This window comes from Rania fehmarnensis, from assembly GCF_056494185.1.
In genome coordinates this window covers 6109859-6135085 of sequence record NZ_CM151398.1, presented here as the reverse complement: position 1 = coordinate 6135085, position 25227 = coordinate 6109859, and the positions used below count along the sequence as shown (strand labels likewise).

At 54.9% G+C, this 25227-nt stretch carries 16 protein-coding genes; 7 read left to right on the top strand and 9 right to left on the bottom strand.

All coding sequences use genetic code 11. The features are described 5' to 3' along the window. Positions 1-114: 114 nt before the first annotated feature. The 3 genes from SH573x_RS21015 to SH573x_RS21005 form a co-directional block, all read right to left on the bottom strand. A complete protein-coding gene (locus SH573x_RS21015) occupies positions 115-2433 on the bottom strand; it encodes a methyl-accepting chemotaxis protein (protein ID WP_479349731.1) in 2319 nt (772 codons plus the stop codon). A 73-nt stretch (positions 2434-2506) separates the two neighbouring features. After that, the gene (locus SH573x_RS21010) at positions 2507-3049 is read right to left on the bottom strand and encodes a chemotaxis protein CheW (RefSeq protein WP_479349730.1); all 543 of its coding nucleotides are present in this window, start codon (positions 3047-3049) and stop codon (positions 2507-2509) included. A 21-nt stretch (positions 3050-3070) separates the two neighbouring features. Then, on the bottom strand, positions 3071-5242 hold the full coding sequence (locus tag SH573x_RS21005) for a chemotaxis protein CheA (protein WP_479349729.1): 2172 nt from the start codon (positions 5240-5242) through the stop codon (positions 3071-3073). A 315-nt stretch (positions 5243-5557) separates the two neighbouring features. Here SH573x_RS21005 and SH573x_RS21000 point away from each other — a divergent pair, with 315 nt between their 5' ends. After that, positions 5558-8257, top strand: a complete 2700-nt coding sequence (locus SH573x_RS21000; RefSeq protein ID WP_479349728.1) for a PVC-type heme-binding CxxCH protein — start codon at positions 5558-5560, stop codon at positions 8255-8257. A gap of 159 nt (positions 8258-8416) precedes the next feature. Here the strand turns inward: SH573x_RS21000 and SH573x_RS20995 are convergent, their stop codons facing one another. The 4 genes from SH573x_RS20995 to SH573x_RS20980 form a co-directional block, all read right to left on the bottom strand. Beyond that, positions 8417-9187, bottom strand: a complete 771-nt coding sequence (locus SH573x_RS20995; protein ID WP_479349727.1) for a zinc-dependent peptidase — start codon at positions 9185-9187, stop codon at positions 8417-8419. Between the two features lie 77 nt (positions 9188-9264). Next, positions 9265-9420 (bottom strand): hypothetical protein, encoded by a 156-nt coding sequence (locus tag SH573x_RS20990; RefSeq protein WP_479349726.1) that lies wholly within the window; start codon positions 9418-9420, stop codon positions 9265-9267. 14 nt (positions 9421-9434) lie between these two features. Continuing rightward, positions 9435-10688 (bottom strand): hypothetical protein, encoded by a 1254-nt coding sequence (locus SH573x_RS20985; protein WP_479349725.1) that lies wholly within the window; start codon positions 10686-10688, stop codon positions 9435-9437. A gap of 138 nt (positions 10689-10826) precedes the next feature. Next, a complete protein-coding gene (locus SH573x_RS20980) occupies positions 10827-12629 on the bottom strand; it encodes a hypothetical protein (RefSeq protein WP_479349724.1) in 1803 nt (600 codons plus the stop codon). Positions 12630-12879: 250 nt separating this feature from the next. Between SH573x_RS20980 and SH573x_RS20975 the strand changes: the two genes are divergently transcribed. Then, positions 12880-14760 (top strand): SH3 domain-containing protein, encoded by a 1881-nt coding sequence (locus tag SH573x_RS20975; protein WP_479349723.1) that lies wholly within the window; start codon positions 12880-12882, stop codon positions 14758-14760. A gap of 116 nt (positions 14761-14876) precedes the next feature. Here SH573x_RS20975 and SH573x_RS20970 read toward each other — a convergent pair whose 3' ends face one another. Beyond that, positions 14877-16130, bottom strand: coding sequence for an aminotransferase class III-fold pyridoxal phosphate-dependent enzyme (locus SH573x_RS20970; RefSeq protein ID WP_479349722.1), 1254 nt, complete (start codon positions 16128-16130; stop codon positions 14877-14879). Between the two features lie 24 nt (positions 16131-16154). Next, positions 16155-17246 carry a redox-regulated ATPase YchF gene (gene ychF / locus SH573x_RS20965; RefSeq protein WP_479349721.1) on the bottom strand — a complete coding sequence of 364 codons (1092 nt, stop codon included), beginning with the start codon at positions 17244-17246 and terminating at the stop codon, positions 16155-16157. Positions 17247-17458: 212 nt separating this feature from the next. On the opposite strand from ychF, the gene SH573x_RS20960 reads away from it, so the two are divergent. The 5 genes from SH573x_RS20960 (at position 17459) to SH573x_RS20940 (ending at position 25216) form a co-directional block, all read left to right on the top strand. Next, entirely contained in the window at positions 17459-20527 is a 3069-nt protein-coding gene (locus SH573x_RS20960; RefSeq protein ID WP_479349720.1) for a DUF2309 domain-containing protein, read from the top strand. Positions 20528-20563: 36 nt separating this feature from the next. Beyond that, on the top strand, positions 20564-21955 hold the full coding sequence (locus SH573x_RS20955) for a proton-conducting transporter transmembrane domain-containing protein (RefSeq protein WP_479349719.1): 1392 nt from the start codon (positions 20564-20566) through the stop codon (positions 21953-21955). Continuing rightward, a complete protein-coding gene (locus SH573x_RS20950; protein WP_479349718.1) occupies positions 21952-23373 on the top strand; it encodes a proton-conducting transporter transmembrane domain-containing protein in 1422 nt (473 codons plus the stop codon). The genes SH573x_RS20955 and SH573x_RS20950 overlap by 4 nt, the downstream gene beginning before the upstream one ends. Before the next feature lie 346 nt (positions 23374-23719). Further along, entirely contained in the window at positions 23720-24778 is a 1059-nt protein-coding gene (locus SH573x_RS20945) for a DUF1559 family PulG-like putative transporter (RefSeq protein WP_479349717.1), read from the top strand. 123 nt (positions 24779-24901) lie between these two features. Continuing rightward, positions 24902-25216 (top strand): hypothetical protein, encoded by a 315-nt coding sequence (locus SH573x_RS20940; protein WP_479349716.1) that lies wholly within the window; start codon positions 24902-24904, stop codon positions 25214-25216. Positions 25217-25227: the final 11 nt, after the last annotated feature.

The following is a 25227-nucleotide window of genomic DNA, read 5'->3' as shown; positions in this document are numbered from 1 at the left end:
TCTCTGCTTTGTCTATGCATCTGTGCGTCTTATAGACCAACTCGCCAGCCAGTTTGGTCGACGTTACGGTACGGAAACCTGTAACATCGATAGCCACCGATCCGGCTGAGACATCTAAAACTCGAGCAAGCTCTCGTTGCCGCTGGAGGGTGTTACGCCAAGATCGGGCATGACATTGCCCCGACGGCCGTGCGACGTGGTGGGAGCTCGATAGTTATCGTGCTCGCGGGGTCCCGAACTATTTCGAGTTCCCGATAGTTCTTTACCCAGATCGAATCTTCCGACAACTTGCAACAGTTGTTCGGCGTGCGAGAGCAGCGAACCGGCTGTGCCGGAAACTTGCTCGGTCTGTGTGGCGTTGGCTTGGGTCACGCGGTCCATCTGCGCCACCGCTTTGTTGACCTGTTCGATACCGGTTAACTGCTCTTTAGACGCGGCTGCGATTTCAGCGATGATGTCCGTCACGCGTTTGACGCTAGTGACGATTTCGCTGAGCGTATCGCCGGACTTGTTGACCAGCGACGTTCCGTTCTCGACGCGTTGGACCGAGTTCTGGATCAGCGTCTTGATCTCTTTGGCGGCACTGGCTGAGCGTTGAGCCAGGTTGCGAACTTCGGCTGCCACGACTGCAAAGCCGCGACCTTGTTCACCGGCTCGAGCTGCTTCGACGGCGGCGTTTAGAGCGAGCAGATTGGTTTGGAAAGCGATCTCGTCGATCGTCGTGATGATATCTGCAATCTTCTTGGAAGATTCGTTGATTTCGGCCATCGCTTTGACGGCATCGCCTACAACTGCCCCTCCCTTCTCGGCCACATCACGCGAGCTTGTAGCCAGTTGCCGAGCTTGCTGCGCGTTGTCGCTGTTCTGTTTGACCGTCGAGGTGATCTCTTCCAGGCTGCTGGCAGTCTCTTCGAGGTTGGAGGCTTGCGTCTGAGCGCCGGTACTGATTTCGCGTGACGCGCTGCTCAATTCACCTGCGGCCAGGTTGACCGTACTGGCTACTTCGCGAACTTCTTTGAGCGTATTGCGAATCGACACTACAGCTTGACGCAAGGCCGAAGCAACTTGGCCAACAGCGTCGGTACCCAATTCAGGCACATCGACTGCAAAGTTCCCGTCGGCGATGGCATTGACAGCTTGCAAAACAGCGGCAACTTTTGTTTGCTGCTCTTCGGCGCGGCGACGATCTTGTTCGTTGCGATCGCGCTCAGCTGCTTGCGAAGCCTGTTGTTCCTGAACTCGTGTGGTGATATCGCTGGCGAACTTGACGACTTTGAAGGGCCGACCGTTGGGATCCAGGATGGTGTTGTACGAAGCCTGTAGCCAGACTTCGCGGCCGCCTTTACCAAGGCGTTGGAACGTGCCCATGTTGGATTTCCCGTTCCGCAGATCGTCCCAGAAGGTGCGGTACGCCTCACTGTTAGCATCGGCGCTGGTGGCGAACATGCGATGATGTTTGCCGACAATGTCATCCAGGCTATATCCCATCGTGCTCAGGAAGTTCTCGTTGGCCGTGCGGATGGTGCCGTCCAAGTTGAATTCAATCACGGCTTGGGCTTTACCAATAGCGGAAATCTGACCTTCGAAATCAGCATTGCGCAGTTTGGCAGAGGTTATATCGGTGGCCGACATCGATACTTTGAAGGCTGTTCCGCGTTGATCGAGGATCGGGTTGTAGGCCGCTTGCAACCAGATTTCTCGACCCTGCTTGGTCACGAGCGCAAATTCGCCACTGCGATGGCGGCCGCCTTTGAGTTCTGTCCAGAACTGTCGATACTCTTCGGAGTTGGCATAACGCGAGTCGACGAACATGCTGTAGCTGCGGCCTACGATCTCGCCCAGCGAATAACCCAGCATATTTAAAAAGTTTTCGTTCGCGTGGAGAATCGATCCATCGGTCGTCAGTTCGACCATGGCTTGCGAACGATTCATGGCGGCGTCGAGAGCTTCTAACTGACGCTGTTTGGTAACGTCTGCCCATTCGAGCAAGTTGCCGATGTAATTGCCGGCGTCATCCAGTTGCGCGGACACCTGTAACGAGAACGCCAGATCGCCCACGCGAATGTCCGCTTTGTGTGGCAACTTCTTATGATCGGCTAACAAATCACGCTGATGGCGCGGATTCTTGTGGAACATGTCGATGTTCTGGCCGATCATGGCATCCGGATTGAACGTAGGCCATAACTTCCTGAAACCAGCTTCATGCGCCCTAAATAGTTCGAGTGTTCGCTTGTTAACGTAGGTAACCACGAAGTCGCGATCGACCATCATCATGGCTGTCTGCGCGCCGTCGACGGCGTTTTTCATGTTGTTCAAATTGATCAGCTCTTGCGTCGAGATCGACCGAGATTTTGCAGGAGCTTTGGCTTTGGCTTTGCTGGGTGTTCGCGAGGTCTTGCGGGGCTTCGACACAGGTTTCTTGGAAGCGGCCATGTTTGTTGCTCTTATAAATGTATTGAGTTTATGGGACTTGTTAGGTGTTAAGTTGGTAATAGATGGGAAGTGATTACTTGCCGTGCAGACCGCCCTCCCCTTTGCTCGAGCTGGCATCGACATCCAGCAAGCGTTCGAAGTTCAGCAACGTAACCAGGCGATCTTCGGACTTGGCAAGCCCCGTTACAAATGAGGTATCCGTGCTGGCACCCATCTCAGGTGTGGCGACCAATGCATCAGCGTCGACGTTCAAAACGTCCGATACTGCATCCACTACCACTCCCATCACGCGTTGATTAACGTTGACCACGATAATCACGGTGAAGCGGTCGTATTCGACCGGCGACATGCCCAGGCGTATGCGCAGGTCAACGATTGGCACGACGGTACCACGCAGGTTCAATACACCCTTGATGGACGCAGGCATGTTGGGAATTGGCGTCAGTTTGGTGAAGTTGCGAATTTCACGCACCTGCAAGATCTCGACGCCAAAGTCCTGCCCACCTAGCAAGAACGTGAGAAACTGATTGGTAGTGGTGTGAGCAAAACTGGTGGGCGAAACAGCTGCATCGGCGAGCGCATTGGGACTAGCCGCGTTGTTGGTAGTAGTCATCATATATTTAAACTCTTGGTAGTATTAAGCTTCCTGGTTAGGCAAAGAGGGCTTGGTGTTTTGTTTGGCTTCTTGGCTGGCCGCCAGATTGCGTTCGGTTTGCAAGCTGGCAATACCGTACATGTCCAGAATGAGCGCCACACATCCGTCGCCCAGAATGGTAGCCCCGGCTACACCTGGGACCTTGCGGAAGTTGGCTTCGAGATTCTTGATGACAACCTGTTGCTGACCGATCAATTCGTCAACCACCAGCGCCAGCCGGCGGCCTTGTTCTTCGACGATGACCAGTAGTCGCTTGCCCTCTTGTCGCAAGTCGTTCTCGCCTTGCAAGAGTTTGCTCAGCCAGATGACAGGTACAACTTCGCCGCGCAGCATAATGACCTGGCCAGCGCTAACAAGTTCTCTGATGTCCTTCGGACCGATGCTGATCGACTCGACCACCGAGAGCAGTGGAATGACATAAACTTCGTTGCAGACTTGAACCAATAACCCGTCAAGGATGGCCAATGTCAACGGTAGACGAACGGTCATCGTCGACCCATGACCATCGGTCGATTTGACTTGAACGTTGCCTTGCAGGTCTTCTACGTTGCGGCGAACGACGTCCATGCCTACGCCGCGCCCAGAGATATCGGTGATCTCTTTCGCAGTCGAGAAACCGGGTTGGAAGATTAGGTTGCAAATGTCGGCATCGGACAGTATGTCACCGGCCGAAACGATACCGCGCTCGATGGCCTTGGCAGTAATCGCTTGGCGATTTAGCCCGCGACCATCGTCGCTCAATTCGATAAAGATGTTACCACCTTGTTGAAACGCACGCAGGCTAACGCGTCCGGCCGCGGCTTTACCAGCAGCCAAACGGACATCGGGTAATTCGATGCCGTGGTCGACAGCGTTACGGACCATGTGAATCAACGGATCGCCAATCTTGTCGACGACAGATTTATCCAGTTCGGTATCATCACCTTCCGTAACGAAGTCAACTTGTTTACCCAGTTTGCGGCTGATGTCATGGACAACGCGCGCCATCTTTTGAAAGGTGGCCGCAATCGGCACCATGCGCAGCGAGAGACTAAGCTCTTGCAGATCGCGGACGATCTTACCCAATTGCATCATCGCGCTGGATTCCGTACCGCTGCTGGCGGCCAGCACTTCACGCTCGACCATCGATACACCAATCACAAGTTCGCCGATTTGATTGATCAAGTCGTCCAAGCGTCGGCGATCGACACGCACCGTTTCGCTATCGCCGACGGGCGCCGTTCGAGGTGCGCCGCGTTTGTCGGCTGACGCCGCTGCACCTTGCGAGATTGGGAGCGATGATTTCGGGGCGGGTTGGTTAACAGCGGTTGCCATTACAGTTGCGGCACTTGTCATCGGTTGAGATGGAGTGGCCGGCAACTCGGCGGATACCGCTTGTTCGCGCGTTGTGTCTTCGAGGTTGCGAATCTTCACTTGCGACTGATCATCGACGAACATGAACACGTCTTCGATCGCCGATTTGCCTGCAGAGGTTCTCAAATGCATGGTCCAGCCGACGCAGCACTCTTCGGGGTCCAGAGCGGACAGTTCGGGAACGCGACTGGTGTTCAGTACGTTGTTTTCAATCTCACCCAAATCCGCCAACTCGCGTATCAGCAGAATTGGATCTTGACCGCAGCGAAAAAACGCCGCGGATGGTTGGAACAGGATCTCGTACAGCGTTGAGGTTTGGACTGTTTCAGATACGGCATTTCCGGAAGAATCTGCAATGGTCACACTACTGGCAACGCTGGCGTCGGTCCTGGAATTACTGGCAAGTAACTCCTGTCCGGGTGAATGTATGGCTTGGAGCGAAGCGAGCACGGTGTCCAAATCTTGCGGGAGAGGACTGCCATCTTTCTCGGCGGCGATCAATCCCTGAATGATATCCACACTTGAAAAGAGCAGTTCGATCAAGTGATCTGTAACCGTCAGCGTACCTTCGCGAAGTCGATCAAGCAGATTTTCAACCACGTGTGTAAAGCGACTAACGCCTTGCATACCGAATGTCCCGCTGCCGCCTTTGATGGTGTGAGCGGCGCGGAAGATGGTGTTGAGCAGTTCCCGATCATTGGGCGTGCTATCCAACTGCAGCAGCGCTCCCTCCATGGCGTCGAGGTGCTCCGCCGCCTCGACGAAGAATGTCTCGCGAAAATCACTCAGATCAATTCCCACGGCTGGATGTCCCTAATTGCAGTTGGAGTCGCGACACGGTGCCCCTTGCCCGCGTCTTGACTGCGTAAAGTTTCGGAGATGCGCAAGAGAAACTGTTGGCGGAAAGTTGTCACTTTGCATCGGGGGTGAACGATTTGCACCGATTAATGCAGCTTTGCGTGGGCCAGACGCAGAATGACTGAGCGATTTGAACCGATGGTCCTGCAGTGATGTTTGTATAAGACTTGCTGATCCGCGCAGTTGGGAGCCTGCGCCAGGCAGCGTACAATAGCGGCTCCCCCTTTCCTTACAACTTCAACCGGGAGCACACGACAAATGAGCGGACTGTGGCGTTTCATGCTGATTGGACTGAGCCTGATTGTGATCTGCTGTTTGCAAAGCAATTCAGGCCCGCTCGGCGCCGCCGAGCTGAAACTAAAAGAAGGTGACTCGATTTGCTTGATCGGCAATGCTCTGGGTGAACGGTTGCAACATCATCCTCAGTGGGAATCGCTCTTGCAGCAACGTTTTCCCGAACTGAAATTAAGCGTTCGCAATCTGTGTTTCCCTGGCGATGAGCCCGAATTCCGGCTCAGGTCGATGAACTTTGGCGAGCCAGATATGCATCTCAAGCATTCCAAAGCCGACGTTATCTTGTGCTTCTTTGGCTATAACGAATCTTTCGCAGGCCAGCAGGGACTCGACAAATTCAAGCAGGAGTTAAACGAGACTGTTTCGCATATGCTCAAACAGGATTACAGCGGACGCGGCCAGCCACGCATCGTTTTGGTTTCACCCATCGCCTTCGAGACTACAGGCGATCCGAACTTGCCCGAAGGTACCGAACACAATGCCCGCCTGAAGTTGTATACCCATGCGACGCAGCAAGTCGCCCAACAAACGGGTGTCGAGTTTGCCAACGTGTTTGATTCGTCGTTGAAAATGTTCCAGGATAGCGATGCCAGGCTGACGCTGAACGGGGCACACTTAAATGACAAAGGTTACCAGGCGTTTGCTCCACTGCTCAATGACGCCCTGTTCGGCGCTGGTAAGCAGTCGGCTCCCAGCGAGCCGTTGCTCAAGGCGATCGCCGACAAGGACTTTCACTGGTGGCATCGCTATCGCGCCGTCAATGGTTATTCGATTTACGGCAAACGCGGCGAAGCAGGCTTTGACGGCACCTATCGCAATCGCGAAGTCATGGAGCGCGAACGCGAGATCCTGGACCAGATGTGTTTCAATCGCGATGCCCGTATCTGGCTGGCCGCTCAAGGTAAACCGGATACAACGCCTATCGACGATAGCAATACCCTGCCCTTCATCTCGCCAAAGACCAACGTGGGTGGACCGGACGACAAGGAAGCCAAGGCTGGCAAACTCGGCTCGCTCGAATACAAGAGCTCGGAAGAGCAACGCAAGCTGTTCAAATTGCCCGCCGGTTACGAAGTAACTCTCGTTGCCTCGGAAGAGATGTTTCCCGAAATGGTTAATCCGGTCGCGTTGAACTTTGACAATCGCGGACGCTTATGGGTGGCCACCATGCCCAGCTATCCGCAGTGGAAACCCAAGACCAAGCTCGATGACAAGTTGTTGATCTTGGATGACGACAACGGCGACGGAGTCTCGGATCGATGTACGGTATTTGCGGATGGACTGCATCAACCAACAGGCTTCGAACTTGGCCACGGTGGCGTCTACATTGCAGAGCAGCCGGACATTCTGTTCTTGAAAGACAGCGATGGCGATGACAAAGCTGACGAGAGAGTGCGCAAACTCTTTGGCTTTGATTCGGCTGATTCGCACCACGGCCTGGCCGCTTTTGAATGGGGGCCCGACGGCGCGCTTTATTTTCAAGAAGGCACCTTCAAACAATCCCAAGTCGAAACACCTTACGGTGTAAAACGCCTGGCCGATTCGGGCGTGTGGCGCTACGATCCGCGTACTGAGAAACTCGAAGTGCATGCTTCGCTGGCGTTCGCTAATCCCTGGGGCCATGTGTTTGACGCCTGGGGCCAGAACTTCATTTGTGATGCGTCGTCGGGTTTCAATTACTGGGGCGTTACCATTTCAGGTGAAGTCGAATATCCCGACAAACATGCCGGTGGTGCCATGGCCGGTGGCTTGACCAATCCGGGATCCATCATCAAACGCGAACCTCCTCACTTCATCGTCAAACGTACTCGACCAAGTTCTGGTTGCGAGATTGTGTCCAGTCGCCATTTTCCACCTGAGGCACAAGGCAACTTTCTAATCAACAACGTCATCGGTGACCGTTCCGTACTGCAGCACACGCTGGGCGACGCCAATAGTGGATTCGAAGGCAAAGAAATTACACCGCTGCTGTACTGCGAAGATGGCAATTTCCGACCGGTGGATTTGCAGTTCGGTCCCGATGGAGCCCTGTACATAGTCGATTGGCACAAAGCTCTGATCGGCCACTTGCAACATAACCTGCGCGACCCTAGTCGTGATTCATCGCATGGTCGTATCTGGCGGATCACATACAAAGGTCGACCATTGGTCGACCCTGTGGCTATCGCCGATCAACCAGTGACGCAGTTGCTCGAGCTGCTGCGTGCGCCCGAAGATCGTACGCGCTACCGAGTACGACGGGAACTGGCTGATCGAGATTCGAAAGAAGTCACTACGGCGGTCTCGCAGTGGCTAGGCAAGCTGAAAGCGGACGATCCGCAGTCACTGCAGTTGAAGCTGGAAGGTTTGTGGTTACACCAGACGCACAACCAAGTGAACTTGCCGCTGCTGAAGGAACTGCTCACTTGTACCGACCCGCGGGCTCGAGCGGCCGCGACTCGAGTTCTGTGCTATTGGCGAGACCAGGTCGATAACTCCGAAGCTCTACTGCGCGAGCAGTTGAACGACAAACATGCTCGAGTGCGCATTGAAGCAGTGCGGGCTGCTAGCTTCTACCCCAAAAATGCTATGCAAGAAGCCGTGCTGGATGTGCTCAACCATGACATGGATCCCTTTTTGGAATACACGCTGGATGAAACCGTGCGGCATCTAGAAGGCAAATAAACGCGTACCCACCGTCGTCAGACGGCGGAAATCTCGTAGCCACCATCGCCAGATGGTGGACCTGCGTAGCCACCATCGCCAGATGGTGGATTCGACTGCAACGAAATCCACCGCCTGGCAGCGGTGGCTACTGGCAGCGGTGGCTACTGTCCGCGGTGGCTACGGTGGCAACCACTCGCGCCAATCGGTTTGGTAGCACTGCAACAACAGCTCGAACAAGTCGGGATGGTACCGCGCCAATTCGTGAGGTACTTGAAAGAAGAGTTCGCTGCTAACGGCCAGCAACTCGGTCAGCGAGCCCAATCCATAGTCGCTGACCATCACGTTGTAACCTTGAGCAATCCAGTCTCGAAGTTCTTGGAGTTGGTTTTCGAAAGCGGCCTGCCATTGCTGGACATTGACATTGCCTGGCAGCGGCGGGACGCCATCGGCGCTGGGGCCATTGTCGTAGTCCAACACATGCGCCAGTTCGTGGATCGTTAAGTTTTCACCCGCGTTAGGTCCGGCTGCCGCTTCCGCGACGGCTGGCCAATTCAACAGCACGGGCCCGCGAAAGGACGTTTGTCCCAAGCGGGTTGTCTGGCCGTGCAAGCCGATCTGTCCGTTGACCATAAAGGTCACAGATTCCCCGGTGTACAAGACAGGGGCTATTAGTAGAGTCTTACAGCCGTCGAAGTGCCACTTGGGAAATGCCAGAGTCATCAGACTGGCTTGACCGGCAATGATCCACTGATGGTGAGGTTGCAGCTGGAAACCTCGACTGCCTTCCCAATACTTCTCGGCCACAAAGATGCGCAGCCAGGCGATGGCGGCCTCTTCGACATCGTCAGGTAGATACGACCATTGCCATAGGTGCTGACGCAAATAGGCTCTTAAGCCCTGAGGCTCCGGCTGCGCCAGCAGTCGACGTCGGCGCCAAGCTTGAAACATAGCGATCTCGTCAATCTGGACCGAAGCACCATCGCTGCCCGCATCGCCTTGTAGCGGAAGCCGTCAAGGTTTTCGAACTACATTGTAGCGGAAGCCGTCAAGGCTTTCGATGCTTGACCGGGTTCGAAATGCTTGACGCATTCCGCTACACCTTCGAAATGCTTGACGCATTCCGCTACACCTTCGAAATGTTTGACGCATTCCGTTACGGGAATGCGTCTTGCAGTTGGCATGTGTGGGCCTGACTTTAGAACAGGATCTGCGCCCCGAAGGTGGCCCCGTGGATCAGCAGATCGTCTTCGGCATTAACCTTGTCAGCGGTGCTGATGTTCAAGGTCTGCAGCCCTTGCGAGGCAACGGTAGCGACTTGTGGTAGATACCACAGTTCGTAGCCACCGGTCAGCCGGATGCTAGGTGTAACGCTGTATTTGACGTAGCTACCGATCTCGAACATACCGGCAACGTCTACGTCGTTATCGGATTTGCCCATGGGGGCAGTGTTCAAGAACAGTTCGTTGCGGCTGAAGTTGGCCAGCAAGGCAGCTTTGCCTTTGAAACCAACCAACGTTCGCAAGCCGAACGGTTGCATCAAATCACCACCGACTTGCGGGCCGATCATACGGTTGCGAGTAAAGTCTTCGTAGATGCCGATGCCATTGACGCCGCCGTTGCTGATCAGCGCGTAGCCTTCGCGATAATCGACGACGCGCACACCAATCAAGGTTGAGAAGATATCCCAGGCCCACCAGCGGCGATTGAACTCATAGGTGTTCATGCGTGCCTGGTAGGTTTGAAAGTGTGAATCAGCATTATTGAACGGTGCGATCACGGCGGGAACGAAGCCATTGTTGTTGATTCGGCTGTTGATATTACCGGCACCGACCGCCAGGCGATCACGGCTCCACTTAAATGGTCCGGCGTATACAAACTCATAACCGTTAACGCAGTCCTTGACTTGCCCGACGGTGATGCGTCCGGCCCACTCGTAGTCGAACGGAGGCAGCGAGAACTGCGAGAGCGTAAATCGCTCATCGTAGTCGCGGCGCATATATAAGGCTTCAGCATTGCCGTAGTAAGTGAAGTCGCAACCTTCGTCACAAGGGCAAGGCATGTAACCGCCTGCATCGTGCACGGGTTGTTGTTGCATGAAAGGGCCTTGAGCCCACGGCTGGCTGACTAATTTGCCGCCGGATTTGGATCGCTGGGGATCGATAACCGATGGCACGTTAGCCATCGATACCGGACCGCCAGGCCCAACGTACAGGTTAGCGCCGTCGGCCTGAGTCGGCATTGCCCCGTCGCCGAATTGCATGTGCTCGCCTACGGCTGCCGAGCCTATAGGAGCATCGCCCGCATAGGTGAGGCCATCGATCAACTGGGCATGTGCCGACGTGGCGAGCGTTGTTGCACATAGACATGCACTCAAGGCTCGCAACGCAACCCGCCGCTGATCGACGATCTTGGCAATGAGCCGGTTGAGCATGGTTAGACGTTTCGTCATGACTGACCTCAATTTACCGCAGTTGGCTTTAAAACGCATGGGTGTCTCGGGCGCTGTCTGATTCGATCATCTCTACCGATTCAGTAGCTATGATTCGACAACAGATGAGTATCAACTGGACATATTTCACTCTAGGTGTTAACGCTTACAATTCAGTCGATCAGCCGCTGGGCACAAGGATGTCTTGCGCACAAAGGCCATGATCTTGGTGGCTTCATTGCTATCCGCAACTGTGCCATCCACAATCAATCCATCTTCGTTGCAGGAGACTCGTACGCGGCTGTCCGGAAACTTTTGTTTGACAGCTTGTGCAAGCTTCGATGCAATTCGAGCGTAGTTTACTTCTTCATCCGATGTAGGCAGTTCATCATCTTTGGGCATCGATGCCGACACAGTCTTAACTGCCGGTGAAGCATGTTTTGTCGAGGAACGATCGACAACTGGATCGGGCAATTTCATTCTCTGTGCAGCCACAATCGGTGTGGGCGTTGACGGAGATTCTTGCGCGATCATCTTCGAGGGTAATAGCAATGACATGGACTCGGATGATTTAACACCGGTAGGCGCCAGCGGCAGTGGTGCTGCTCCCCTGGCTTCCGGAAGTGGTAACGCGTCCAGTGCGGCCAAAGCTTCATCGATTGACAACGAGTCAACTTTGGCAATCACCGAATCACCTGGCTTAGTAACGGTGGCCTTTGCCTTATCGTTCAATGACAAATGCGTGGCTTTGGACTTCGCCGTGTCTGAGAGTTTTTCGACGACAGCATCCGCAGTCGGTTGCTTGTCGCTCAGCGATAGGCTGGGCGGCTTAGTCGAACTGGGAGCGCTGGCGACCGACTTGCGGTGATTGCTGGCTGACTCGTTGCCTGCGCTGACTGGTGATTTCAGTTCTGGCAACTTAGACGAACGGGCCGCGGTATCGCTAAGCGACATGGCCACTTTGCTGGCCGAACTCTTAACCAGCGATGGGGAATTGGAATCTAATTGTTTGCTCTCAGATTTTTTCGAATCATCAGAGAGCTTGTAGACAGTTGCCTTGTCGACTTTTGACGGTGCCAAGCCTTCGTGCATAGTGACGGTGGCTTTGGAACCAGTTGCGGAAGGTCGATCCGAAAGCGTGTGAGCCACTACTGGCTTGGACGGTGGCAGCATGAGTCCATCAATCAGCGATGGCTGGTTGTTGGACTTTTCGTTGACGACATCTACCGTCTTTGGATCGATGCCACTGACATCTATGCTCAGCAACGATTCGGCTGCATTCAGCTCATCCAGAGGCAGCGGAGGGACTGGAGCAGCAAAGATAGGTCCGCTACCGATGCGTGGTGGTTCGCCTTCGCTGAAGGCATGCGTTACCAGGCTGGGCGGTTCAATGGATTGAACGGTAGAACTACCGCCTTGTAATGCCGCTGGTACTTGTGGCAGTCCGTCATCCACAAACTGCACGGGCATGACCAGCGATTCATCAGCAGGTCCTGGCAAAGCGATCTCTGCGGCGGCGCTGGTGGCCACCACTGGTACGTCGCTAGGTAGCTGTGGTTGAAGCGGAATCTCGGCCATTGGCAACGCTGGCAGTGCAAGTGCGGGCGGAGCGTTCTCTAACGCAGCAAATTCAGGCGGAGTGACGATTTCGACTGCAATTCCGTGGCCCAGGGTTTGGCTGGGCAACTCGGGACATGCCAGCGAGTTGTCACTCTGGAGCGTCGTTCGAGCTCGCAAGCCCAAGATCCACATCGCATGGTGCCTGGCGTTCCAATTGCTGGTTGCACTTACAGGCACGCTTGGCAACTGAGCGAGCTCAGGCAAAGCAGGTAAAGCGGCAAACTCATCGGGTGTTGCTGGTAGCGGCTGTGCTGAACCGGTGCCGGCCAGCAAGCCCACTAGGAGCAAAGACTTGAATTGTGTGCGCGCAACTCGACGCTTGCCCAATTGGTATTTTTTCATCGTTGCTGCATTCCCTTGCCCGAAGTTTGAGCCCTTTGCTTTGGCAAGCTCGCGCCTGCCGACGACTCCCCTAAATGAGCTCATGATCGGGTATCGGGAAAGCAAGCTGTGAAAGTTGAACGATTCTGCCGGAAGCAAGCGTGGTAACCGTGCTGACGCTTGTATTGAATACTCAATTCGTCTTGCGTTGGGACGATCAAACCTGCTATCAGGTCCCAGACTATCCCTAACTCTTTGGCGAGTTAAGCTCATGAAGGTCCGACAAGTTACCGACAATTCAAGGCTCCGCAAATGGATCTGGCCCCTATTGCTAGTGGCCATTTGCTCGACGCTACGGGCCGATGAACCAGCAACCAGCCAAGTTGGAGGGAGTCAGCAAAGTGCTGCCCCGCAACAAGCTGGCCATAAGGCGGTTCCCAAAGCCAGCATTCGTTACGTTCAAGTTGAACAGGCAAACGTCTATGCTGGGCCGAGCGACGACTACTACCCGACATCCACCGTGCATCGTGGCGAAACGCTGGAAGTCTATGACCAGACCAGCAATGGTTGGTTAGCCATTCGACCTCCACAGGGTAGCTTCAGCTGGTTGCCCGCAGCTCAAGGCTTGCTCTTGCCTGGCGGTCGCATAGTAGAAGTTACAGAAAAGAACGCGGTGGCCTGGATCGGTTCCGAACTAGGAACGGCCAAACAATATCGTTGGCAAGTGAAACTCAATCGCGGCGAGCAAATCGCCGTGCTAGGCGAACAGAGTATTCAAGATGCCAACTCTCAATCCAAGGCACTGTGGTACAAAATCGCGCCGCCTAACGGTGAATTCCGCTGGATACGTGCTAATGCCACTAGTGACACATCGCCGGCCGAACCTCCACGTCTGGCCGACAATCAAATCGCTCAATCATTGATCGATAGCGATTCATCCTCAAGTCAAGTTGTTCAAGCCAGTAGCGAAGAACCAGTGGCCAACTCTGCCAGATCCAATAGCGCAGCCTCCAATAGCGTCTCGCGTAAGAAAAAAACGGGCGCTGGCAAAGCCAAGCAAGCCAACGATCCGTGGGAGAGTTGGCACGCCATGGAATTCAAAAATGGCAACTTTAGCTTTCCGGGCCTGGCCAGAATGTTTGGCATGCAGCCGGCTTCGTCCGGGCAAACTGCGCCAGGGAGTGCAGTCGGTAGTCATGATCCCTTTGACTTGAGCGCCCCTCACACGCGAACTCGACAAAACACTGCGAACATTGAAGGCGATGAATCCGTAGAGCAATTGGACGATGCGGTACGGACAGTCAATGGTGAACAACTAGCGGGCCGACAGTCTCGCGCCTGGCGTGACCCACGACAACTGCGAGCTGATCGCTTGCAAGCCTCGTCCACTTCTGACGATGACGCTGCGGCCAGCGATGCCATGTTGGCTCAAACAGAAGTCACCAATGAGTTGACCTCCGATGTCATGGACGCCAGCCTGGCAACCGATCAAGCGATCGGAACGAGCGTGGTCACGGCCGCCGCTGAGAGTAGACCGGCTCGCGATGTCGATCGTGGTAACTGGTATGGAATCAGTCAAGCACCCGATCAATCACGCCAGCTGACCAAGTCGCCCGCAGCAGATTTGGGACAACTGCAATTACAATTGAGCGAGATGGTAGCCGGGCCTGAGCACACTTGGGACTTGGCGCCGATGGCGGCGCGTACGCGGCATTTTATTGAACATGGCACAACTGCGATTGAACGTGGTGAAGCGCGATTGCTCTTGGAACGCATCGAGTCCTTTGCCAAAGTCTCGCAGCAGTCTTCACAACTAGGCATGAGCTTGCCCCCAGCGTCGGTACCAGGTCAAGCCCCGTCGGCAACTGCCGTGCAGCCCGCAGTCGCCGCAAGTCCAGCAGCCATTGGCAATCCTGGTAACCAGTTCGATGCCACAGGTTGGCTAGTGCCCGTGCATAGCAACGGACGCGACATGCCCACGCATGCCCTGACCAATGATACGGGCAAGATCATCGTGTATTTGACCGCCGCACCCGGCATCAATCTCGCGCGATTCGAATCGCAGCAGGTAGGCGTCTACGGTCTTCGAGGCTATCTGCCTCAACTAAAAGCCAACCACGTTCAAGTAGAACGCACCGTCAGGTTGAGATAGTTCTAACTAAACCGCAGGCGTTAGCCTCGGTTGTATCTAACTAAACCGCAGGCGTTAGCCTCGGTTGTTGAACGTTCACGGTTGATGGAGTATTAACCGGGGCTAACGCCCACGGTTTAGTGGCTGCACAGTTCTTGCAATTCTTCATCGGTCATCGTTAGTGGCGGTAGAAATACGACGCGGGTGGCGTAGGGGCCGCTGTAATGCACCAGCAGTCCGGTCTGCAATAACTTGTCGGCCCATGACCGCGCGAATTGGGCTGCGGTTGGAACATCCATCGAGTCGCAGATGAACTCGACACTCACCGCAGCGCCTAGTGTCTCTATCTGGCTGCGAGGTATTTGATTGGTCAACCATGTAGTTAACGTGTCACCGATGTGCACAGCGCGGTCGAGCCATGGTCCACTAGTCAACTGCTGCAGTACTTCGCAGCCGATGGCCGTTGCCAGGGGATTGGCGGCGAAGGTCTCAGATTCGCTGCCCTTTGGCAAGGCATCGATTAGTGACTGAGCACCAATCACGGCCGAGATGGGCACCATTCCACCGCCCAGGCTTTTGCCCAAGACAATTAGGTCCGCTGACCAACCTTGGTGTCGCGACAGTAGCAAGTGCCCAGCGCGCCCTAACCCCATTTGAATCTCGTCAGCGATCATTAATATGCCGTAGCGCGCGGCTACCTCGCAAATATGCTGCCAGTAGGCGGGTGGAGGAGCAATGTAACCTCGAGCACCAATGGCAGGCTCGGCCATGATGGCCGATATCGATGCATGTTCGTGAGCGATCCAGTCCAACAATGTGTGCTGGCACTGGAGGTGACAACCGGGGTACGTCAGCTGGACGGGACAAGCCCGACAGTAGGCAAACTCAGTGATTGGCCGTTGTATGCACAGCTGCGAGTTAAACGCGGGAACTCGAGCCGTATCGCTCAGCAAGGAGGTCGCCAGGGTGCGTCCGTGATAGGCTGGCGCGATGGATACTATCTGGCCACCTGGTCGATGACACCAGGCAATCTTCATGGCCGTCTCAATCGCTTTGGCACCGGACGTATTGAAGATGACGCGATCGCCATCGCGGCCACAGTGTTCGATCAACAGTTCGGCCAACGCCGAACGACCTGGGTGGGAGAGACCAGTTAGATGTGTCAGCGTGTTGAGTTGCTGCTGGGCCACACGCACCAGCGGCTCAAAGGCATGTCCGAAATTGGCGGCGCTGTAGCCGCAAGTCAAATCGAAATAGACGCGGCCATCGGCATCCCACACTCGGCTGCCCTGGCCGCGCACGATGACTGGCCCATACATCGGATCGCTGGTGCGCTGCATGGCTGCACCTAGCGAACGTGTTTCGCGCTGCCGCCAACCAGCGTTGCTCATGACTTGTACTTGGAATCAATTGCTTTACGAGTTCGTCAAGAAGTGACAGATATCACCATCTTGCATGATATAGGCTTTGCCCTCGGTTCGCAGTTTGCCGTTGGCTCGAATATCTTTTTCGTTTTTGAAAGTCTCGAGATCTTCCAGCCGATAGATTTCGGCGCGAATGAAACCTTTTTCAAAGTCGCTGTGAATGACACCAGCCGCTTGGGGCGCGGTGGCTCCGATCGGGATTGGCCAGGCGCGCACTTCTTTTTCGCCGGCCGTGAAGTAGCTCTGCAGTCCCAAAGTTTTGTAGGTCTCACGGGCCACGGTGGCCAGTGCCGGTTCGGTCAGCCCAACGCTATGTAACATCTCAGTGCGATCTGGTTCTTCTAATTCTGCGATTTCGGCTTCCAGCTTGGCACACACCGGCACGACACCTGCCCCTGCCGTGGTCGCATACTCGCGAACTTTCATCACCAGCGGGCTCGTGCCGTGAATGTCTGTCTCGTCCACGTTGGCGATGTACAAAATCGGTTTAGCGGTCATCAAGCCGAAACTGGCGATCGCTTTGGCCTCGGGTTCAGGTAATTCGAGGCTGCGCAGAGGTTTCTCTTCTTTCAGATGAGCCAGGCAGGCTGCAATGGCCGTTACGCGCAGCTTGGCTTCCTTGTCACCACTTTTGGCGGAGCGTTCGGCTTTCGGAGCGGCATTCTCTAGCGATTGGATATCGGCCAGCATCAACTCCATCTCGATGACTTCCATATCCGAGACCGGGTTGACTTCGCCGCCGACGTGAATGACATCCGGATCGGTAAAGCAGCGAACCACTTGCAGAATGGCATCGACTTGGCGAATGTGGCTCAGAAATTTGTTGCCTAAACCCTGACCTTCGCTGGCACCTTTAACGATCCCAGCGATATCAACCAGCTTCAGTACAGCGGGAATGACGACCTTGGGCTTGATGTACTGGGTGATTCTCTGCAATCGATCGTCGGGCACACTGACGATGCCTTCGTTGGGCTCGATCGTGCAAAACGGATAGTTGGCCGCCTGCGCTCCTTGGGTGCTGGTCAGTGCATTGAACAGGGTACTTTTGCCAACGTTGGGCAGGCCAACGATTCCAGCGTCCATGAGGATTGCCGTCTAATTCTAAAGGTATTGGATGGATTCGAACAAAATAACGTAACTGGTGGGATGCGGTCAGAGAGGATTTTAATTTCTTCTACGTGATCTGGGCAGATACCCCCGGTATGCAATACGATATTGCGCATGACAGCCGCGCTTGACGCACTTGCCGTGCGCGAAAACAAGCCGCGACAACCAATTTCTGGTTGGTGGTTTTAATGGTTCATGTAACCGAATTGCCTTCGGGCAGCCCCAGCGGGCATTCTGCGTTCTCTTCTATTGGGCGTGCAATCGATCATGCATCGCACTTGTTGCCCAGCCAGGGACCGATCGCGGTCTTCGTGCATCACAACACGCTGCATGCCTTGGAGGAGCACTCTTTTGCGACCGCAGTTGAAGAGGGTTTAGCCACTTTTGGTGCCCAGCCCTACTTTTCCGAAGCTCGCTATCGACAAGAGATGAAGAAAGGTCGCATCCAAGCGAGCGATCTCGAATACGTCCTCCGTGATCAATTGGGTGACGCAGCCAATGTTGAGGTCCTGGATGGTCGCACGCGTTTCGAGTTGCGCATGGCCATGTTGCAGGCCTCCATTCGCAGCGGGCCCAGCCACGAACTGAAGTGGTTGGTGGCGGAAACCGATGCTCTGCGCGTCTTTCGCCGCGAGATCCCGGCGACCACCGCCGCACGCATGATCGAAGACACCAAGCGCACGGTAATGCGAGACTATCGCAATCCAGCCACCATCAGTGATCCGCTGCTGGCCAATATACTCACCGGTTTGCTCCAAGATTTCGGCGCCAGTCGCATCGAGCACTGGTCCAGGGATGACTGGCAAGCGTTTACGTTGCATTTCATGTGGCGTCTGTGCCAACGCGGGGCCAAGGCGGCCAGCAAACCAGAGCCAATAAATAGTAAATACGAGCGGCCGCGCGATGTGGCCTTGCATGTCGGTTGCAGCGATCCGGATCTGCTGACGCACGATCTATTAATTCGTTACGCTTCGGCGTTTCTGGATCAAGGTTTCGCCGGCTGGCAGCTACCGGACCGCGAGGCTGGCTTTTATTATTCATTCGTCAAGTTGTTTGCGATACCGTCGACGCTCGCCACCGGTTGGCTGCAGCACGTGGAAGCGATCGTGGCAGAAGATCAAGCGCGGGGCTTTACCGCGGATGAATCGATTGCCAACTCGCTGTTGGAACTCGGCATTCCGGAAAGCGACTACGAAGCATTTATCCAGCGGACGCTACTGGCGTTGCCCGGTTGGGGCGGCATGATGTGGCAAATGGAAACCAACGCAGCTTGGACCATTCGCCCGGCTCCCAGCGGCAGTTTGCATCAATTCCTGGCAGTGCGGTTGCTCATCGATCGCGCGTCGCTGGTAGAAGTGGCTCAAACAGTAGTGGGCTCGCAAACCAGCGGGGCTGAATATGTGCGTCAACTAAACCGACTGCGGCCTCAGCCCGAGAGCGATTGCGGTGTTCAACGAGCTTTCAACCTCTATCAAGTTGCCAAACTAATGGGATGGTCGCCGGTACTGTTGTCCGGCTTGAGCAACAGACAGTGGCAACACTTTGTCAGCGAAGTCGAAGCGTTTTCATCGCTCGAGCGCCGACACATTTTTCAGCTGGCGTACGAACATCGCTATACCACCAGTGCGCTTGATGCCATCAGTGCTCGGGCCCACGAGGCGGCGGCCGAGGTGGACGCTCCTAAATTTCAAGTCATGTGCTGCATCGATGATCGCGAGGAATCGTTTCGGCGGCATTTGGAAGAGATCGAACCTCGCATCGAGACTTTCGGCGCGGCTGGATTCTATTCGGTGGCCATGTATTTCCGAGGTGTCGCTGATGCCCACTACATTCCGCTGTGCCCGGTTGTCATTAAACCCAAACACTACGTGGCCGAAACGACTTCGATCACCTTTCTGGAGACGGATCGTCGTCGCGCCGAAACGCGCCGGGCACTGGGCAAAGCGTCGCATCGCGTTCACGTTGGTTCACGAGGCCTGGTTGGCGGAATAGCCACAGCCTTGATTGGATCGGTGGCCTCGGTACCGCTGGTGGCGCGTGTGTTGTTTCCTTGGTTCACGGCCCGCATTCGATCGCTGATCGGAAGCATCGTGCAACCGCCGCCGGTCACTCAATTGCATTTGGAACGCATCGAAAGCGAACCAGGACCCGAGCCAGGGCACCTAGGTTTTTCACTCGATGAAATGGCGGCCATCGTCGAGCGTTTGCTCTACGACACAGGCCTGCTTAAGTTTTCGCCGCTGGTCATGATCGTCGGTCATGGCTCATCGAGTTTGAACAATCCGCATGAATCGGCCTATAACTGCGGCGCTTGTGGCGGTGGTCGCGGCGGCCCCAATGCGCGAGCTCTGGCTCAAATGGCCAACGACCTGCGCGTGCGAGCCAAATTGCGTGAGCGGGGACTCAATATCCCCGATTCTACAGTCTTCATCGGCTCGTATCAAAATACCTGCGATGACAGCCTGACCTATTACGATCTCGATCGCTTGACGCCCAATCAAGCGAAAGGCTTCGCTGAACTGCGCGAGTTGATTGACGAAGCCCGTCAACGCAATGCGCATGAACGCATCCGCCGTTTTGAATCAGCTTCCTTAGCGTTATCACCACGCGAGGCCTTGAAACACGTCGAGGCCCGCGCCGAAGACCTGGCACAAGCGCGGCCTGAATATAATCACGCTACCAACGCTATGTGCGTGGTGGGTCGGCGCTCGCGCACGCGTGGTCTGTTTTTGGATCGTCGCAGTTTTTTGACTTCCTACGATCCAAGCGTTGATGACCAAGACTTCACCATTCTGAATCGCATCCTGCAAGCCGTCATACCAGTCTGTGCCGGCATCAGTCTGGAGTATTACTTCTCATGCGTCGATCCTGTGGGGTACGGCTGCGGGTCCAAACTGCCTCACAATATCACTTCGCTTCTGGGCGTGATGGAGGGGGCTGCCAGTGATCTGCGGACCGGTCTGAGCGCGCAGATGACTGAGATTCACGAACCAATGCGACTGCTGTTTGTGATTGAGACTGGGCCTGAAGCGATTTTGGCCGTCATGCAGCGCAATCCCAATATCGAACAATTGATTCGCAATGAGTGGGTGCAGATCGCGACTTTAGATCCCGACTCACCGAAGCTTCAAATTTATCGCCATGGTCGATTTGAAGAATATCAACCAGGTGACGCCAAGTTGCCCACGGTAACTAACTCGATCGATTGGTATCGAGGCTGGCGAGATCATCTGGGTTTCGCCAGAATCACCGGTTAACACAACCATTTCCGAAGTGGGTTTATCAGTTACACCATGGATGCTGTTCAAGTTATTAATCTTCTGGGCTTGGTAGTCTTGCTATCGCCCATGCTGCTGCTGGTGATGTTGGGGCTGCCGGCTTTGCTGTCGGTCAAGCTTAACGAGCCGTCTATTGCTTATGTGACCAAGTTGCTGGTGTCACTGGGACTGTTGGCCAATCTGGCCATCCTGAGCATCATGCTGGCCACTGGTAAACGTGATATCGAAATCGAGATGGGACAGTTGGCCGCCATCAACTCCGAGCACTTTCACTTTCATCTCAAGTTTGAATTCGATCGCTTGAGCGTACCCATGGCCCTATTGTCGTTTGTGTTGTGCGGTACGATCGGGGCCTTTGCCAATATCTATTTGCATCGCGATGCAGGTTACCGACGTTTCTTTATTCTGTTCGCTATCTTTTTGATTGGCATGATCTTCGCCAGCCTGGCCGGGACAATTGAAACGCTGTTCGTGGGCTGGGAGTTAGTGGGCTTGTCGTCGGCCCTGTTGGTCGCCTACTTTCACGACCGACCAGCGCCAGTTCGCAACGGCCTGCGCGTGTGGGCCGTATATCGTATTGCTGACGCTGCCTTCTTGATCGCGGCGGTCGCCATGCATCATCTGACTGGTGAAGGAGACTTCAGCAAGTTGATGGGCGAAGATCATTGGCCGACCGGTCATGTCGACCTGACCAGCAATCAGGCGCTGTTTATTGGTTCTTTGCTGCTAGTGGCCGCAGCCGGCAAATCGGCGCTGGTGCCCTTTTCGGGCTGGCTGCCGCGAGCCATGGAAGGGCCAACGCCCAGCAGCGCTGTGTTCTATGGCGCTCTGTCTGTGCACCTGGGCGCGTTTCTGCTGCTGCGAGTCAGTCCTTTACTGGAAGCTTCGTTTATCTTAAGCGCTATGGTGGTGGCTCTGGGGTTGACTACCGCCATCTTTGCCGCTTGGACCTCAGCGGTGCAGACGGATGTGAAGAGTTCGCTGGCGATGGCTTCGCTGACGCAAGTGGGCATCATCGTGGCTGAGATTGGATTGGGGCTGCACTATTTGGCGCTGATCCACATTATTGGTCATGCCTGCATGCGTTCGTTGCAGTTGCTACGAGCGCCGACGTTGCTGCGCGACTATCGCACGCTCGAAAACGCCATCGGTGGACGATTGAATCCCGCGCCGCCACGAATCATTCAAACTTGGAGTCCAACTGCTCAACTGCGGGCCTATCGCTTCTTTATGGAGCGAGGTTACTTGGATGCTCTCCTGGACTCGTTGTTTGTGCATCCTTTCCGGCGTTGTTTTCAGTTGTTCGATCGCTGGGAGCGCGGGTGGACCGACTGGCTATCGGGTAAACAATCACGCGAATCGGATGCGATTGTGCCGCACGTAGAACCAGCCGAGGACCTCGTATGATTGAGTTACATTTGCCTTGGCTGGAACTGGCTATCCTGTTGCCGCTCATCGGTGGGCTGTGGGTATCACGTGTGCCTGAAGCCGACCGAGTGCGTCGCATCAGTCTGGTAATATCAGCGCTGTCGCTCGTGTGTACGGTTGGTGCATGGATCGATTTCGGATACCTGCATCAGTTTGTGGCTCATGATCATTGGGACTTGTTGGCGGCGCTGACCGGCGCAGAGTTTTTCGTCATCGACGAACTCTCATCACCTCTATTGCCGCTGGTAGCCCTGCTCTTTTTCTTGACACAACTGGCGACCACGCGCGGTAAAGCCCGGCGATTCTCGTTCGCATGGGCGCTGTTGGGTCAGGCCGTTATGCTGGCTACGTTCAGTTGCCAATCGCCGTGGGGAATCATTGCCTTTTTGACCATTGGTACGTTGCCGCCGTGGTTGGAGTTGCGACATCGCCAGCGTCCGACGCGCGTTTTTGAATTGCACATGGGTTTGTTCATCGTGCTGCTGATCACTGGTTGGACTTTAATCACGACGCACGAAGTCGGCACGTGGCGCACCTTTGGCATGGTCTGCCTGGTGACGGCTGTGTTGATCAGGTCTGGTGCGGCACCGCTGCATTGCTGGATGACCGATTTGTTTGAGCATGCGACGTTCGGCAATTCGCTACTGTTTGTGACTCCGATGGTCGGTGCGTATGCGGCCATGCGTTTGGTCTTGCCAGTTGTGCCCGATGCGGCGCTGCATACGATTTCGATTCTGTCACTGGCCACTGCTTTCTACGCCGCTGGCATGGCTTTGGTACAGCGCGAAGCCCGACGGTTCTTTTGTTTTATTTTCCTTAGTCACTCGTCACTGGTACTAGTCGGATTGGAAACGGCGACAGAATTGGGCTTAGCCGCAGCGCTGTTGGTTTGGGTCTCGGTCAGCATTTCATTACATGGTTTTGGATTAACGCTGCGCAGCGTGGAGGCGCGGACTGGGCGTTTGTTGTTGACAGAGTACCGTGGGCTGGGTGATCAGATTCCTCAACTGGCCGCATGTTTCCTGCTGACCGGATTGGCCAGCGTGGGCTTTCCCGGTACCAGCGGTTTTATTGCCACCGAGTTACTGGTGGAAGCTGCCATCGATCGATCGTCGTTGTATGGTGTAATCGTCGTGATGGCGGCGGCCCTTAATGGAATCGCCGTGCTGCTAGTTTACTTCCGAGTGTTTACCGGCACGCGCCATCATGCGACAGTATCATTGCGGGGACGACTGCCCGAGCAGATTGCTGTCTTAACGCTCTTTGCGCTGATTATCTTTGGTGGCTTGATGCCACAGCCCGGTGTCGAATCTCGCTACCATGCCGCCTCGGCGCTGCTGAAAGATCGCGGAACTCATCTGCACCTGCCTGCCCATTCCGACAAGAACCATCACTGACATCGCAGCGGTCTTTGGAGTGCGGTGCCATCTGGCACCGCTTTGATGTAAGAGAAGTCTCCAGCCGCAGCCTGAGTTGCTCTGAGAGTTTGGAGTCCCTAGCGGGCGGCCTACTCCAATTGATTTGTTGGCGACGCCCAAAGAGGCGGATTCTAACTACAGATTAAGCCTGCGGGGCTGGGAATTGAGAATTCTGAGATTCCGACGCGCAATTCCGTTGACTAAGGGGCCCTGCGGACCCTACATTACAAGTTAATGGGGAAATCAGGACGGCCAAGTGGCGCCTGCTTTCCGTGGTTTTATTTTTCAATTCGGTATGTCGTCCTCGTCAGATTGGGCCCAGTTTATGAAAAGAAAGACAAAAGGCTTTACGCTGGTAGAGCTGCTGGTGGTCATTGCGATCATTGGCATTCTGGTCGGATTGTTGTTGCCAGCCGTTCAAGCGGCTCGCGAAGCAGCCCGTCGCATGAGTTGCAGCAACAATATGAAGCAACTCGCCTTGGCAATTCACAACTACGAATCGGCGACTAAGGCTATTGGTCGTTTGGCATCACCTGGTCAATCCGACTGGGGACAAGATTCGAACTGGAACGGCTACTCGCCGCACACCTGCTTGTTGCCCTATATCGAGCAAGGTTCGTTGTTTGCTCAGGTCTACTTCGGTGACCACCGCGATGCACGGTATCCTCACTATGCAGGGCACCCATGGCAAGGCAACAAGCCAAATCCGCCAGGCAGCAACATGAGCATCAAGGCTCAGTTCGCTAGCAAGATCCCTGGCTTCAAGTGTCCATCGGATCCCGACTACGCCGACCAGAATTATCCAGGTAACAACTATGCCTTCTCGGCTGGTACAAACTTGGGATGGTACGTGGCTGCTGGTGACCAAATTGGTCCCTTTAATCGAACTCGTTACACCAAGTTCGCGGACGTTCCAGATGGATTGTCCAACACCATTTTCTTGGGTGAGTTCATCAAGGGTGATGCGACCTCTTCGTCCTTCACCAACAAAGGTGACATCGCCCGCGGATTGTCATTCCCAGCCGGCACAGGCGCTCGCGCTTGGACCCAGGCACAACTGGACGCGTTCGAAATCACGACCAAAGCTGGTGGTGGTAATCACGTATCGGGTGCCGGTTCTCACTGGATGGGTCCAGGTATGTACAACACTGCCTTTAATACAATTGCGCCTCCCAACTGGAAGGGTGTAGCCGGCAATAACTGCAGTGGTTGCGGTGAAGGCGACAACGACGGCATTTATCCAGCCCGCAGTCGCCACACTGGTGGGGCTATGCATGCGATGGGCGACGGCTCGGTGCAGTTCATCAGCGAATCGATCAACCTGCTGGTTTACCAGGCTCTGGGAACCGCCAAGGGTGACGAGGCAGCTAGCCTAGAACAGTAAAGCAAATTGGCTGGGATTTACCGTCCCGCCTTATTGCGTTGATTGTGGAAAAAGTTAGAGTTTCCTGATGTTTGTCAGGAAACTCTTCTCATTTATCAATACAAGTTTTTTGGGGAGCGAGTTATGCGCTTGGGATTGCTGCTGGTAGGTTGTCTGTTGTGTGCGTCGCCGATGATCGGCTGTGGCGGTTCGGCCAACGATTTCGAAGAAAAGGTCGATATGGATTTCTCGGCCAGGATCAAGGAGGACTTGGAAGCTATCGTCAAGAGTGGCCGGCTAGGCAGCGGAATGCAAACCCTTATTGCTAACGTGAAAGACCTTGCGAAAAAGGACCCAGCCAAGGGTGACGCTCTTACCAAAGGCTTGGACGAGTTGATAAAGGTGGAAGGGGCTGACAAAAAGAAGGCCAAGGCCCGCGAGTTATTGAAGCTGCTGTAATCAAATGGCAC

Coding starts and splice junctions, on each gene's coding strand:
- SH573x_RS20940 (WP_479349716.1), top strand. CDS start 24,902: ATGCGCTTGGGATTGCTGCTGGTAGGTTGTCTGTTGTGTGCGTCGCCG.
- SH573x_RS20960 (WP_479349720.1), top strand. CDS start 17,459: ATGGTTCATGTAACCGAATTGCCTTCGGGCAGCCCCAGCGGGCATTCT.
- SH573x_RS20945 (WP_479349717.1), top strand. CDS start 23,720: ATGAAAAGAAAGACAAAAGGCTTTACGCTGGTAGAGCTGCTGGTGGTC.
- SH573x_RS20975 (WP_479349723.1), top strand. CDS start 12,880: ATGAAGGTCCGACAAGTTACCGACAATTCAAGGCTCCGCAAATGGATC.
- ychF (WP_479349721.1), bottom strand. CDS start 17,246: ATGGACGCTGGAATCGTTGGCCTGCCCAACGTTGGCAAAAGTACCCTG.
- SH573x_RS20990 (WP_479349726.1), bottom strand. CDS start 9,420: ATGCCAACTGCAAGACGCATTCCCGTAACGGAATGCGTCAAACATTTC.
- SH573x_RS20980 (WP_479349724.1), bottom strand. CDS start 12,629: ATGAAAAAATACCAATTGGGCAAGCGTCGAGTTGCGCGCACACAATTC.
- SH573x_RS20970 (WP_479349722.1), bottom strand. CDS start 16,130: ATGAGCAACGCTGGTTGGCGGCAGCGCGAAACACGTTCGCTAGGTGCA.
- SH573x_RS21000 (WP_479349728.1), top strand. CDS start 5,558: ATGAGCGGACTGTGGCGTTTCATGCTGATTGGACTGAGCCTGATTGTG.
- SH573x_RS20995 (WP_479349727.1), bottom strand. CDS start 9,187: ATGTTTCAAGCTTGGCGCCGACGTCGACTGCTGGCGCAGCCGGAGCCT.
- SH573x_RS21010 (WP_479349730.1), bottom strand. CDS start 3,049: ATGATGACTACTACCAACAACGCGGCTAGTCCCAATGCGCTCGCCGAT.
- SH573x_RS21015 (WP_479349731.1), bottom strand. CDS start 2,433: ATGGCCGCTTCCAAGAAACCTGTGTCGAAGCCCCGCAAGACCTCGCGA.
- SH573x_RS20985 (WP_479349725.1), bottom strand. CDS start 10,688: ATGACGAAACGTCTAACCATGCTCAACCGGCTCATTGCCAAGATCGTC.
- SH573x_RS20955 (WP_479349719.1), top strand. CDS start 20,564: ATGGATGCTGTTCAAGTTATTAATCTTCTGGGCTTGGTAGTCTTGCTA.
- SH573x_RS20950 (WP_479349718.1), top strand. CDS start 21,952: ATGATTGAGTTACATTTGCCTTGGCTGGAACTGGCTATCCTGTTGCCG.